Genomic DNA, 14618 nt, shown 5'->3' with positions numbered 1-14618 from the left:
CCCCGGTCCCCCTCGCGCCTCCGGAACCCCGGACGCAGCCCGCATCCCCGGCGGCGGCCCCCCACCTCGAAACGGCGACGGCATCCCAGGAGGCGGCGAACCAGGCGGCAAACTCACCCCAGCATCCTGACGCCTCCCCGACCGACACGCCACCGCCCTGGTCAGGAAGACGACCACAACGCGGACACCCAGCCCGTTATCGACCTCGGCCGGAAACCGACGACCTCAACGAACCGCCGCACACGCCGTGCCGGGACCGTGCTGCTTCCCGCAGCAAGAAGGCCCAGGCCGACCTCCGGGCGTCCAACCCGGGTTACTTGGCGACGCGCGGACTCGCGGTGCGCTCACCGTTCGGGCGAGAGCCAGACCAGCTCCGAAAGCATCCGACGCGACGCGCTCACGGGCGTGAGCCACCGCCCGAACCCCCGTCCACTGAGCGGCACGGTGGCGGCCGACCCGTCCGGCATCGCGATCCCGTACGCCAGAACCTCTTCCACCACCACGTCGTCCTCGCCGCAGTCCTCCCGCACGAGGGCGAAGAGCCTCGGCGCAGCACCCCCAACGAGCGCCACGACCCGCTCGACTTCGTCCGCGTGGTAGACAGTCGGTTGTTCGGATTCGTGGATGTCATCCATCGGGTGCTCCCTTCCGAGCGACCGGCCGGGACGGACGTTGCCGCCAAGCGTTGATCCGTCCCGGCCTTCTTCACCTTGCAGAACTCACTGCATCCATCCGGGCACTCTCGGTATAGTCGCAGCACACACAGCACAGGGCAAGTTGCTTCGGGTAATTCGCTCAGAGCAACCGCGGCCGATCTTGGAAGGCGAAGGATGGCGGCTACACCCAGGCCGGGAACGCTGCGTTCGCAGTGGTTGGGCCAGCAACTCCGCGAACTGCGCGACAGCAAGGGAATCCTCCTCAAGGAGGCCGCCGAGTACCTGCAACGCGACACCGCGACGCTCAGCCGGTACGAGACCGGCTTTTACCCGATCCGGCGCCCAGACCTGCTCGCACTTCTCGACCTGTACGGCGCCTCTGACCCGGCGCATCGCGAGAAGCTGCTGAGTCTCAGCAAGGACGTCTGGCAAAAGGGCTGGTGGGACGGCTATACCGACGACGTCGTAGCCTCTCTGATCGACTACGTCTGGCTGGAATCCCGTGCTACCCACATCCGGTCATACGCGGCGATTGTCGTGCCAGGACTCCTCCAATCGCCCGCGTACGCCGAACATGTGATCCAGGCAGACGAGCCAGATGCCACGGAGGAGCAACTCCAGCGCTGGCACGAACTCCGCATGACGCGCCAACAGGTCCTCAACAAAAGCGACCCACCCCGTGTGACCGCCATCCTCGACGAGGCCGTCCTACGTCGCCGGGTAGGGACACCAAGCGTCACCTACGATCAGCTCCGGCACCTCGTCACGCTCTCGACGTCGCCGACTGTGGACATCCGAGTACTTCCACTGGCCGCTGGGAGACTGGCAAGCGTCTACGGGAGCTTCGAGGTCTTCCAGATGCCGACCCCGTTCCCCGACGTGGCCTACACGGAGACCCTGGCGGGTGCGATCTACACCGAAGCGCCCGACATATCGCGATTCCTGCATGCCTACGATGGCCATATGGCCATGGCTCTGGAGCCGGCCGAATCCGTCGAGATGATCACTGCGATCGCGGAGGAGGAGCGTTGAGCACGACGGAACCACGCCGCACCCTGACCACCGAGGAACGCGCACACGTTGCCTGGCGCATCAGCAGCTACAGCCCCAACGGCGGCGGCAACTGCGTAGAGGCAGGACCCGTGTTGGACGGCACGGAGCGCGTAGCCGTCCGCCACAGCCAACGCCCGGACGCCGAAGTAATCCTCTACACCCGCCCCGAATGGGAAGCCTTCCTAGCCGGCATCCGCAACAACGAATTCGACTTTTTTACCAAATAGAGAATGAGCAAAATTTGGGCCCCGGCGACCACCCGACCCGGCCGAAACCGGCCGAGCTGACAACACCTACGGATGGACAAAAATGCTCTCGAACTCGCCACACTGTACTGCACAAATACTTCGTCCATTCCGCACTCAAACTTCTCAACCCGAAGCCACCTCCATCCATTATGTCGAATGTCGACACCAATGATACTAAGCCTCAATACAACGTAAGGTGATCGTTCAGGCCTGGGAAGATGAAAAGATACCCCTTGGCCTACAGTGATGGTCTTGCCGATGGCCTCATCACGCAGAATTAGCGAGGCATAACCTAAGTGTAATTCCTTCATGCCGCCGCAGCGATCCCTTCGGTGTGCGATGGGCCCACCGAATGGACGAGCGATCACCGCCCGATTGACCATCGGCGGATAGAGGGTAGACCTTCGCGCCGGGCGCAGCCGGAGCCTCCTACGCCTTGAGCCGTCCTGCAGGACACAAGACCCCCGCCCGGTAATACGGTCATGCGCCGTCAGTGCCAGGGGCCGAGAACGTTCGTTGGGCTATTTGCAGGGCCCAACTCATGAATTCAACGGACACATCTTCGACCTTTGGGCTGATACTCACTCGCGCCCTCGACCAGTCATTGGACACACTATAAACGGCAAGAACAGCGCCGTCCGGGTCGACATTGGGATCAACGAACTCCAGAACATGCTCGCCACCAACATCATCGATATCGATGACTTGGATTCTGCGATCTGCGAAGATCTCATACCTCATGAGTGTTTCCTAGTCTAGAAATCCAGAGAAGTTGCCATTTAGATCGAACCGCGCTCCCCGCCCATCCAAAAGGCGCACATCAATACTGTCCTGCCACTGCCCGCCAATTCGACCATATCCAAGGTGAGCAACCGAATCGGGGCTCGTCAAGATCTCATCCAACAAATCCTGCCCGGCCCTGTTCCAGGCAGCTGGATTTTGAACCCCAGAAGGCGTCGGCCAATTACTTCCGGTACCTCTTCGGTTCGAATGCTTCTGCAACGAGCGGCCTGCAACTGAATAATCACCCTTATCAAGGTGAGCCCCGGATTGAGACGCGTGATCAAGGTCGATCAGCCCATCAGGCCCGGTGCCGCAATTGTGAACGAGCGCTGTGATCGCTCCCGCCAGCACGTAATACGTGTGGAGGTTGGCGATGGTGAGGTTGTGAACGCGTTGGTCTTGCGCGACCCGGTGCTTGATTGCAGTGAGTTGGATGTGAGTGCCAGAACTGGTGCGAAGCCACATTCCAGGTTCGAGATCGGTGGCCTTGACCCAGGTGTTGATGTCGCCGGCTACCCAGAATGGGTGGTCTTCAGTGGCGATGACGACGCCGCTGCTGGCGGCCTCGAGGTTGCGGCTCTCGGTGAGGCTATGCTGCGGCACCTCTCCAGCCACCCGGAAACGGGCTGGGGCGTCGGTGTTGACAGTGATCCGGACGAGGTCCTTATCACCCTTGCTGGTGATGGTGCCGAGGACCGGTTGAGGGCTGGTTTCTCCGGTTTCCGGATCTGTGGCCAAGACCTTGTCGCCGACTCGAATGTCTTCGATGACCCGATGGTCACCATCGGCGAGGAGAACCGGTGTTCCCGGGACGAAGCTGTTGCACTGATCCGGATCAGGTCTTGCGGGCGCGGATTTCCTTGGCGAAGGCCCGGCAGGCGTCGATCCTTTTGTCGGCTGCTTCGGAGATGCCTTGTTCGCGGGAGGAGGATCTGCTGAGGGCCCACCTGTGGAACCCTTCGGCGAATCCGGAGTGTCGTTCCCCTTTTTCGTCAACTGCTTCATGATTGAGCGGAGGAACTTACTTCCCGGCCTGAATAGCTTACCGACGACTGGGACGAACGAAATTGCGGTCCACCCACATGCGCCAGCACTCTTGCCGGTAAGGCAATCCCGGATGTCACCGATGCCGAAGATTAGATCAAGTGCATCTTTTAGCACAGGGCGCCAGCCCTTTGTGGGCGGCGGGCCTGGGTCGTTCAGAGCCAGCCCTTCTCTGATCATTCTCTCCATCTCGCACCGGCCTGTCGCAACATCTGTGGCGTTGGCGCAATCACCGAACGTGGCCATTACGCGAGTCACTCTTGAGGACCCGCCAGAGGACCAGCCTCGTGACACGTTCCTCTTGGGGGCTCTGCGGTGTGGGCCGGTGTAGGCGAAGTCAGCGGAGCAGGAGTTGCCTGGGCAGGTTCCGGTCGGGTCTGAGAAGGTGACGGGGCTGTTGTTGGCGTAGGTGTAGCCGTTCATCTGCTGGGGGTCGGCCTGATTCAGGACGGGGTCGACGGAGATGAAGCGGCCGGTGTCGGGGTCGTAATCGCGGGCGCCAAGGTGGGTGAGGCCGGTGGGTTCCTGAGTGCCTCCGAGGAAGCCCTTGTCGTTAGGCCAGGTGGCGTCGTCGTCCAAGGCGCGGACGGCGCCGAAGGGCGTGAAGCGGCGGACGGTGGCGGCCTGGGTGGTGGCGTTCACCGCGATCTGCGCCGTGCCGTGGTGGTCGCTGGTCAGGTAGGTGACGGTGCCGTCGGCGGTACGCATCGCGACAGGCTGGCCACCGAGCTCGTAATAGCGGGTGCCCGTGGCGGTGCTGGCGCCGTTGTAGGCCCGGAGTTCGGTTCCACCAGGAAGGTAAAGGGTTGAGCCGGTGGGGTCTTTGCGAATCAGGCGGTTGCCGCCGGCGTCGTAGACGAAGGTGACGTCGTTGCCTTCTTCGGTGGACTTGGCCAGTTCGCCTTCGGTGTTCCATTCGAAGGTCTTCGTGCTGGAGCCGGGGGTTTCAGTGGTTTGGATGGATGTGGTGTTGCCGGTGGCGTCGTAGCCGTAAGTCTGAGTGCGGTCGCCTTCCGGGCCGGTGTGGACGAGTGTGTTGAGTCGGCTGCCCTGGCCTGGGGCGGCATAGGTGTAGGTGCGGACGGTGTCGGTGTCGCCGCCGATGCCGTGCTGGGTCTCCTTGGTGCGGTTGCCGGCCTTGTCGTAGGTGAAGGTGTGCCAGTACGGGGCCGGGCCGCCGATGAGATTGTCGGCGGGTTCGGCGGCACACTCATCGGTGGTGCCTTGCGTCCAAGCTTGGGTGAGGCGCTGGAGCGGGTCATAGCTGAAGCATTGGTTGTCGACGCCGTCATGGGAGACATCGGTGATGGAAGTGATGGTCCCCGCATCGGTGTAATGGTAAGTGGCGGCGCGGGCGGAACCCCCGATGTTCTCGCGGGACGTGGCCGCGCGGTCGAGCCGGCGGGTGCCGTGCTGATATTCGAAAGTCTGAAAGGCGCGTTTCCCCACGGACCCGTAGTCGACGATCTCGACTTCGCCGGTAGCCCGGTAGGAGATATTACCAATGTAGGTGTGCAGGTCACTCGAAAGCTTGGTAGGACGGGCGAAATCGTCGTAACTGTAGCTGAGGGTTTCGTAGGGCAGGCCGCCGGCGACAGGTGGCCGGAAGGACTGGACGCTGCCGTCGCTGTTGTATTCAGCCACCGATGAATACGTTCCCGCCAGTACGCCTTCAACTGAGGGAATGGTGACGGTGGCGGTGTGAACGCGTCCCAGCTCGTCGTACTTACGGACGTTGCTGGTGTACTGGGCGCCGTTGCGGTGGCGTGTCGCGCTGGCCAACCGGCCTTTGCCTCGCGTGACGGTGTCGTAGGTGAAAGAGGTCAGTTTGCTGCCGCTAGCAGAGCCCTCGCGGGTGTCGGTGACTCGGCCCAAGCCGTCGTAGTTGGCGAAGACGGCCTTGCCGCGAGCGTCGGTGGTGGAGGTGAGGCGGTCGAGCTCGTCATAACTGAATAGCGTGGTGCCCTTGTCGGGGTCGGTGGACTGAGTCTTGCGGCCGCGCAGGTCGTAGGTATTGGACCAGACGTTGCCGGACGGGTCGGTCACCGAGGAGATCTGGCCCGCGGGAGTGTAGGCGTAGGTGGTGGCGTCATAGCCGCCGGTGGGAGTGGAAGCTTTGTACTGGCGCCGTTCGATGACCTGCCCGAGAGCGTTGGTGATCTGGGTGGTGGGGGTGGCGCCGTCGGGTGGGGTGACCGAGACGCGGTTGCCGCCTCCGTAGTCGTAGGTGGTGCGCCACAATTCCGCGTCCGGCTGGGATCCGTTGCCGGTCGTGAGACGTTGGACGGTCGGGCGGCCCATCCCGTCATAGCTGGTGCGGGTCTGGGTCTCTACGGCGCCCGGTGTCCCGACGCCGAACAACGCCGCTTCAGGGGCGCCCGTGGCCGGATAGGTCGCATAGGTTTTGACGACCTGGCCGCGGTCGTCGTAGAACGTATCGGTGATCAGCCGTCTCGACTGGCCCTCCAACGCCTGGGTGGGGGACTGCGTCTGCCGGGGCCGCAGCCATCCGTCCAGAAGGCTGATGCCGGTGACACGCAGGCTGCCGGCGACAATGGCCTTTGAGGTGACCGCGACGATCTGTCCGTCGGTGAACTGATACTTGTATTCGTGACTGGGGTCGTGGTCGTCGGCCTTGGACCGATCGGGCCGCCATACTTTTCGCAGCCGTCCCAGACCGTCATAAACCAGATCAGTGACCTGGCTGTTGGCGTCGGTCGTGCGGATCGGTAGCCCCCATGCGGGGTCGAGTTCCTGGCTTGAGGTGAGCGTCGAGGACGAATCGGCGGGGTTCGCCGGCGGCGTGGTCGTGGTCACCTTGGTGGTGAGCCCCTGTGTTTCGGTGTAGCTGGTCGCCGTCACTTGGCCGAGGACGTTTTCGCTTTGCGTGACGCGGCCGTAGGCGTCGTAAGTGTTCTCGACCTTCGTCGCGTAGACCGGAGTGCCGCCGTCGTAGCGGGTGATGTCCTCGACTTTGGTCGCCTGGCCCTTCGTCGGACCGGTGCCATGAGCTTGGTCGTCGTAAAAGGTCCGGACATCGGAGATGACCTGTTCCGGGCGGTCGGCTGTGGCTGTGCAGGCGACCGCGACGGTCTCCACGCGAGCTGGATAGTCCACCATCCATGCGCCGGCGTTGTCGGCATAGGTGGTCCGGGTGCACTTGTCGTCGGCGTCGGTGGTCACATCACCGAGATCGTTGACAGAGGTAACGCGTCCAACACCGGGATCGGGGCCGGAGCCGGCGTCCTTGAACGTGTTGTCGACCTTGGTTTGCAGCCAGCCGCCGCCGTCCTTGGCCGTCCAGGTCCGGGCGGTGTCCACGCCGATCACGTTCGCGGTGACGGTGCCCCAGGACCGGGTTCGGGAAGCCGTCTGCACCCGCCACGGGCTGTTGACCGTTTTGGAGTGCACGCTGCCGCCGGGCTCGGTGTATTCCACCGTTCTGAGCGGAAACCCGGCGAGAGCGTTGTGGTCGGTATAGCTGCCTCCCTCTCCATCGGATATTGAGACCGACTTTGTCCCACCTGACCTGGTTTTTCGGTCCCCGTCCATGCCGCGCATGTAGTAGGTGTCGGACTGAGTGGCGGGGTCGGTGAAGTTGCCGGTGAATGTGCGGACGTGGCCGTATCCGCGCCACTGCGACCAGGTCTTGTCCTTCTCCTTGGTCAGGCCGTCATCGTCGTCGAAATGCCAGGCCGCACCACCCACGTATTCGTACTTGGTGGCCATGTCCGGGGCAAGCCCAGTGCGGTCGGTTTGGATGACGGACGTCACCACGTACTTGTGGAACCAGTCGGTGATCGGCTCCTCCCGGCCCGGAGGTTGCCAGATCACCGGCATGCAGCGGGTGGTGTTGGTCTCCGGGGTCGGCTTGTTCGACAGGCTGCAGTCGGTGTCGGAATAGGCGATGTCGAGCTGTCCGCCCGCTTCGTCGTAGATGGCGCCGAGCCGGTAGCGGTAGTAGGCCAGGATGTCGTCGCCGGTCTCGTCCAGGCGATTGGGCATCTGGACGTGGTTGAAGGTGACCTTCGGCATTGTCACCGCGCCACCACCGTCGGTCGCCGAGTGGCCGGTGTGCTCTATCTCCTCCAGCAACAGGTCGCGTTCAACGTCGGCCAGGCCCCAGTCGTGGTTCATCGACCATGAGTCCACCGGCCGGTACCCGGATCCGTCCGGCTTGAGGATCTGGGTCGTGACCTTCGTCAGCCGCTTGCGGGACCAGAACGACGGCGCGATGGCCCCGTGGTCGTCCTTGCATTCCTGGCCGGAGTTGCAGTTCAGGTCCCAGGGAACGTCCCACCATTTGTCGGGGTTGTCGTCGATCTTGGACGGGGCGCAGTCGAAGTTCGCGTCCGGGATGCAGCGTTCGGAGGTGGTGAAGGTGACCTGCGCCGGCGCGTTGGCGAACAACGCGTCCTTGCGCAGTCCGTAGGAGATCGTCTTCAGGAAGCCGCCGCGGACGTAGGCGGTCTCATCCTCGGGTTTGAGATTGCGGCCGTAATGGTTGATCTCTTTGCCGTAGGTGTACAGGATGGCGTTGCCGCCGGGGTCGACGACGTAGTCGAGGTTCCACCGGTAAGCCTGCTGACACGATGAGTTCGCGAAGGTCGATTCGTGGCATGGCTCCCCGGAGTCGTTGCCGAACACCGGCAATGTCCATGCCGAGTTGGTCTCCGGCTTTTGGGACGTCCATCCGGGAACGCGGTTGAGGCCGAAGTAGTACTGGGTGCCGTCTGTGGCGGTGACCTTCCAGTACTCGCCATTGTTGTCACCGTTGTTGTTCGAGTTGCTTGCGAGCTTCTCGAACCGGGTGCCGTCGTCGTTCTTCATTCGCCACGTGCCGTCGGAAGCCTTGATCAGCTCTCCGCCCTGGCCGTTCCAGGCGACGGTCGCGTTGTCGTAGGCCCAACATTGGTCCCCGGGCGAGTTTCCCCACTCGTCCTTGGGTGCGCCGTCCTCCTTGCACGACTTGTAGCGGCGTTCGATGAAGCCCGGCCACAGGTCGAAGCCCTCCCCGACCCACGATGGCTGCCCATTGGTATTGGCAGTACGCCCGTCCACACTGCCCGAGGAATAGGAGACCGCGACCTTCGGTGTCAGTGCTCCGGGCACCGGCGGCACCCGCATCGGATACGACCACGTGAAGTCACCGGCACTACCGCCGGCCTCCCAGGTCGCCGAAGGACTCAACGATGTCGCCTTGTAATCGCCCTGCGAACTTCCGGAATCCGCGGCCGCGACCAGCAGCGTCGCGTTTCCTTGCGCGGAGGCGGCTGCGGAAGACCCGGACTTGGCGGTCGGCGCGGCCTCCACCTCGGCGGTCAGAGTCTTGCCCTCGCCGTCGTTGACCGTCTCGAGCGGGACGGGTGTGCGGCATCCCGGTTCGGCCGGTGTGGTCAGGGCGCACTGCGGCAACCGCATCAGCCGCAGCCGGGCCCCATAGGCGCCACCGAACGCCTGCTCAAACTTCGAGTAGCCGAGCCGCAGCCGCACCCGACCGGACGTCGGGGCATCGGTACGAGCCACTGTGAACGCCAATCCGTCCACACCCATGGCGCGAGCGGCATCACGATCCAGGACCTGGACCCGCACTCGGTCAGCCCATTCCACGCGGCTTCGTCCGCGTTTCTGGTCGGCCGGCGGGAGAATTTCGATCGGGAGGTCGCCGGCCTTCTCCGCACCGTGGTTCCCGGCGGCGCGTGCGGCCTGGGAACCGGTGGGGACCTCGACCTCGGCGCTCCCGGACGCCGGTCGTACCGTTCTGGCCACCGGGCCCGGCTTGGTCGCCGGATCCGGCTTGCGCGGCCTGACCTTCAGAGCCTTGCCGTCGACAGGCTCTTGGTGGTCGTCGACCGTGGGACGTCCCGAGCTCGGCGGATCCGCAAGCGCCGGCGACGCCGACAGCAGCCCGGCCGGCATCACGACCGCCATCACGACCGCGGTAGTGCTCAGGAGCCGCCCCGAACCCAGCACCAACGTCTTGCCATGGCTGCGACCAGAGACCTTCCGGCCAGCGTTCACGACGTCCTCCAGCACACCATCCGGAGCGGATTACGAATCAGGGAGTCAGAAAGGGCAGTGGCGGGCATCCGGTCCGTCCGGGCCAAGGTCCCCAGAGTGGGCCCCGGTCCGGACGAGGCGGGCGGGTCATGGGCCCGCCTCGGTCGGTATGTCGTCGAAGATCGCCAGGCGGGTCACCTGTTCTCGGGTCAGCGCGCCCTGATACACCCAGATGTCGTCCATAGCTCCTGACAAGAACTCGGTCCCAGAACCGTCCGTCGCCCCGAATTTGCTGCGTCCGACCTGCAGGACGGCACCTTCGGTCTTGAAGCCTTGGACCTGGCCCTCCTGCGAGACTCCTTCGGAAGTCTGGTAGAGCTCACCCTTGACATACAGGCTCACGCGATCGCGTAGCGCGTCGTAGACGATGGCCACGTGCATCCAGTCATCCGGATCGAAAACTCCGTGAACGGCCGTGATTGGCTCTGCAGCGGCATCGTCGCTGTTGCGCATCTCGATCTGCCAACTCCCCTGCTCCGCCGGATCCGCGCCCGGCACGTAGCGGAGGGCGAACGCGTTGGCGTTCTGGCCGGCCTGGGAGAAGACGGTCACGGGTTGTTGAGGACGCCCCAAGGGATGGACCCAGCCGGTAACCGTGAAGCTGCGATTGGTTTCCACCACCGACGCCGCGCTCTCGGCGAACGCCTTGGACGCGGCATCGAGTTGCAGGCTCGCCGGTGCGGCCCACCCGATTCCGGAACCCGCGACAATGGCCGCGCCATTGTGCGGAGTGAGCGCAGGCGCACCTGCCGGTCCCTTGTAATGGTTCTCGACCGGCTCCTCATTCAGCACCCAGCGGGCCTTCAGCACGGGGTGCTGAGTAAGCAACTCCTCAACCTCCTGCTTACTGACGATCCGGTCATAGACGCGGACGTCGTCGATGAGGCCCGCCCAGTGGTCGACCGGATTGCCTCCCCACTGGGCGCGCCCGATCTCCAGGCCGCCGGTGGCCAGCCAGCGTGAGGTCGCCACGGGGCTGTCCGTGCCTTTCTCACCATTCACATAGATCCGGAGGCGCTTAGCGAGCGCGTCCCATACTCCGACGACGTGCGTCCACTCATCGGTCTGGGCGGGATCTTTGGAGGTGGCTTGGTACCAACCCAGCTCGTCGCTGTCATGCGCTGTCCGCGCGAACACCCATCGTCCGGTCTCCTCGACGTATTTGAGGTAGAACCCGCTCTTGCTGGCACCGCGCGCCGACACCGCCGTGAAGTTCCTGGTGGGCGAGGTGGCCGATCCGTCGGCCTTCAGCCATGCCGAGACCGTGAAGCTGCGCAGGGTGTTGACGACTGGCCGCTCGGTCGCGGCGTACTGGTGGGCGGTGTTGTCCAGTCGGAGCGCGCCGTTCTCCTGCCCTTCCGCGCCGAGGACGGCGCCATTGTGCACGGTGGCCGTGAACGGGCTGGCCGGGCTGTACACCCGTGGCTTGCCCGCCGCCTCGTCCATGTTCCAGTGGGCGACAAGGCCCGTTCCCGCAGCAACGGTCCCGCCATAGAGCTGCTGGGCTTGCGCGTCCGACAGCGGTTGGGTGAATACGCGGACGTCGTCGATCGACCCCGGCCAGTAGGCCACGAAGTTGCCGTTGTAGAGACTCCGGCCGATCTGGAGCGGCCCGTGGGCTTGCATGGGCGCAACCCCATCCGTGGTCGCCTGGAGGTCGCCGTTCACATAAAGCCGCATCTGCGCAGCGGTCTTGTCGTAAACGCCGATCAAATGGCTCCACTGTCCGAGCGGAAGCGGGACGTCATCCATCGCCTGCTGCCAGGGCCCGCCATTCTCGTTGTCAAGGGTCGGCCACTCGAAAGTGGCTTCACCATCGGGCTGCATACCCAGATTGAACCCCTGTTGCAATGTTCCGACCTGCGCCAGGAGATCGCCCTGCTTGCGTTGGGTGGGTTTGGCCCAGACCGACACTGTGAAGCTCTCGCCGGTGTCAACGATCGGCAAGGTGCTTTCGGCGTAATCGTCGATGCCGTCCAGCGTCAGCGCGGTGCCGTTCCTGCCGACATCACCCAGGGTCGCCGAGCCGTGGAGCCGCGCCGGCCTGCCAGGGCCTGTGGAGGCCACCGCAGTCGAGCCGGCACCCTCGTCCATGGTGAATCTGGCCACCGGGTCCGAGCCGGTGTTCACACGGAACTCATAGGATTCGACCCCTCCGTTCTGATTGGAGGGTGCGAGTGTATGTACGGACAGTATGTTGGGGCCTGAGCGGGTCGGTGCGATCTCGACCTGCTGGGCAGCGCCGGCCGTGGTCGGCACTGTTTGTATTTCTACGCCGTTCAGTGAGATCACGTATCGATCCGCGACGCCCTCGGAGTCGGAGATGGTGAATGTTCCCGGTTCTCCGATGCCGCCGTGCCAGGCGTCGTCTTCTGGGTAGTCGGTCGAGGTAATGATCGGGTCACCGGGAATCGCGGGGTCGTAGTAGAAGTAGCAGCCTGTTTGGGCGCCCGCGTAGCTCCACGGACCCCATTGCTCGCCGTCCCATGCTCGCACGCCCCAGCCGATCAGCGTTCCTTGCGGAATCGTGGACGGCAGCGGCATCTCGAACTTGCTGCCCCTGGTCTTCGCCGGTGTCAGCCCCGAGGTCCATTTCTCGCCCCAGTCCGACCCGTCGGCGTTGTTCGCCCAGTGCAGCGTGAACTGGCCTCGGACCTTGTTCTTATCCTCATTGTCGGGATCCCAAAGGTAGGCGTACACCGTAGGGATATCGTTGACCGGTTCGGCTTGACTGGCCGTTACGCATTCGCTGCCCGGGTTGGCGTACATCGAGTCGGTGTCGGGCTGATGGGGCGGGTTGTTGTACTGCACCCGCAGGTACGCGTCATCGGCAAACCGTTTCCACCACGCCATCGATGACTCGCTGTAGGCCTTCAGACCCAGTGTGATCGTGCCGTAGCCCTTGTTGACCGCGTCCTGCACGTGGGACCGCAGGTTCGCGCCACCGAACTCCACCGGAGCCCGGGAGCAGTACGCCACGTCACGCGAGGTCAGATGCTCGCCCCACGCACCGCCATTGCCCCACGTGCCCACGGTGTTGTTCCAAGTGGCGTGTGAGACCAGGGTGCTGGTGCGCCACAGCTGGACGCCGGTCGGGTTGTCGCAGTTGTAGGCGCTGGTCTCGAAGGCGGTGAACTCCACGTTCTGGATGTAGCGGCCCTTGACCGCCGGCAGCTTCATCCGGAAGAACAGCCGCTTGGTCTGGTTCTTCACACAGTTGGGATCCAGGCCGACCTCGCAGCGCCCGACTCCCTCGGTGGAGTTGCCGGCGAACTTGTAATACGACTGGCTCGGCCAGCCCGAGGACACCATCGCCCAACTGGACGCCTTGTTCGTGGTCCACACCGGATCGATGTACACCGGGAACACCGTGTCCGGTGCCGTCAGCAGACCCTGATCGGGCGTCAAGGTCAGCTTGCCGCTGCCGACCGCCACATCGACAAGCGCCGTCTTGGCGCCCTCGGCCGGTTCTTCGACCGGATCGGCCTTCACCCGAGCACGGGCGGGCGGCGCACTACCCTCCGCGGGTTTTGCCTGTGAGGAATCCCACATCATTGGGGACGGCGCCTCGAACACCACCGCGCCCGAGCCGGGGTCGGTGGCCTTCAGCACCCCGCTCCCCTGCTCCTCGTCGACCGCCAGGCGGTTCGTCGACATAGCCAAGGCCAGCTTGGCCACCAGCGGGCTCTTGGCCGCCTGGGCGGTCTTGACAACCAGGACGTGCGCGAATCCGTCCGCCTGGGCCCGCAGGCGGAGATCGACGTCAGGGCCGGCGATGCCCTCATAGACGGCGGTGTCGCCGTCCAGGGTCGGCGCGGGCAGCGGCTTCGGCCATGATAGTGCCAGCGTGCGGCCCGCCCGGGTCATCTGCACCAGGGGGCCGTCTCCGCCGCTGGAGAACTTCAGCCCGACGGTGGTCGCGGCCGGAATCACGGCGGATCCCGACCGACGCAAACTGGTATCGATACTGACCCATTTGCCGCCCTGACGTGCACGGATGGGCTGCAAACGCTCTTCGACCTCGATGCGACCATTCGGCAGCGCGCGCACAGTGCGGGTTTCACCGCGCCTGGAGGTGATTTCCACCGGCTCGCCTGATCGCTTCGCCGCCGCGAGCGCCTTCTCCTCGCTCGCCTCTGCTTTCGGCTCATCGGCGTGAGCTGCGGTTTCGGGCAGCGTCCCCACCGCGAGGGCGGGAAGCAATCCGGCGACCAACACCAATGTCAGAACACGGGCCATTCCAGCTGGACGCCGCCACAGTAGCGACCGCACAGCAGGACGACAGGGACGCGCGACCCGAAGGCCCATAGAGACCTCATAAGGCGGAGGGTTGTCAAAACGGCCTCAACATAACCCTGCCATTAGCCACTGAAAAGGCTTCGCCGACGATCTTCGCGTGTGATCTAGATCACCAAGATGTCGGTAAACTGCCAGAAGAGGGCTGGCGTCTAACACTGACCCTTTTCCGGAAATACAACGCTCAGTGACTCGATGAGTGCAAGCGGAGACGTTCTCCGTACAGTTGGGCACCTAGCCATAGCTACTCGAAAAAGCAAGAGAGCTTTCCTGAACCGGCCGCACTACTGTCGATGAGGACAGATAAAACGCACTTGACGAGCGCGGAAAACCACTATAAGAGCCTACTCGCTCACGTCAGGACGGGACGACGGGTCGGCCTTGTGTTTTCCGTTCGGCCTGAGCGGGGGGACCATCCGGGCCGGTCGTGAACTCGCGCCGCGCGGGAGGGCATGGCGGGCTCGGGACGGTTGCGGGT

The 14618-nt window shown here is 64.1% G+C and carries 6 protein-coding genes; 2 read left to right on the top strand and 4 right to left on the bottom strand.

Annotated features, from left to right (window positions below):
• Nucleotides 1-344: 344 nt before the first annotated feature.
• The gene (locus tag E1200_RS21755; RefSeq protein ID WP_131953903.1) at nt 345-635 is read right to left on the bottom strand and encodes a hypothetical protein; all 291 of its coding nucleotides are present in this window, start codon (nt 633-635) and stop codon (nt 345-347) included.
• 237 nt (nt 636-872) lie between these two features.
• Between E1200_RS21755 and E1200_RS21750 the strand changes: the two genes are divergently transcribed.
• Together E1200_RS21750 and E1200_RS21745 are read left to right on the top strand one after the other, a co-directional pair.
• Nucleotides 873-1688 (top strand): helix-turn-helix transcriptional regulator, encoded by an 816-nt coding sequence (locus E1200_RS21750; protein ID WP_243708741.1) that lies wholly within the window; start codon nt 873-875, stop codon nt 1686-1688.
• Nucleotides 1685-1936: a DUF397 domain-containing protein gene (locus tag E1200_RS21745; RefSeq protein ID WP_243708740.1), complete on the top strand. Its 252-nt coding sequence runs from the start codon at nt 1685-1687 to the stop codon at nt 1934-1936. Before E1200_RS21750 ends, E1200_RS21745 begins: the two co-directional genes overlap by 4 nt.
• A gap of 501 nt (nt 1937-2437) precedes the next feature.
• On the opposite strand, the gene E1200_RS21740 is transcribed toward E1200_RS21745, so the two are convergent.
• The 3 genes from E1200_RS21740 to E1200_RS21730 all read right to left on the bottom strand — a co-directional run bounded on the left by E1200_RS21740 (nt 2438) and on the right by E1200_RS21730 (nt 14062).
• Nucleotides 2438-2698, bottom strand: coding sequence for a hypothetical protein (locus E1200_RS21740; protein ID WP_131953901.1), 261 nt, complete (start codon nt 2696-2698; stop codon nt 2438-2440).
• 9 nt (nt 2699-2707) lie between these two features.
• Nucleotides 2708-9820, bottom strand: a complete 7113-nt coding sequence (locus tag E1200_RS21735) for an RHS repeat-associated core domain-containing protein (RefSeq protein ID WP_131953900.1) — start codon at nt 9818-9820, stop codon at nt 2708-2710.
• A gap of 111 nt (nt 9821-9931) precedes the next feature.
• On the bottom strand, nt 9932-14062 hold the full coding sequence (locus tag E1200_RS21730; RefSeq protein WP_165950404.1) for a LamG-like jellyroll fold domain-containing protein: 4131 nt from the start codon (nt 14060-14062) through the stop codon (nt 9932-9934).
• Nucleotides 14063-14618: the final 556 nt, after the last annotated feature.

The sequence above is a fragment of the Actinomadura sp. GC306 genome (assembly GCF_004348665.1).
GTDB lineage: Bacteria > Actinomycetota > Actinomycetes > Streptosporangiales > Streptosporangiaceae > Spirillospora.
This window is presented reverse-complemented; position numbering and strand designations above follow the sequence as displayed.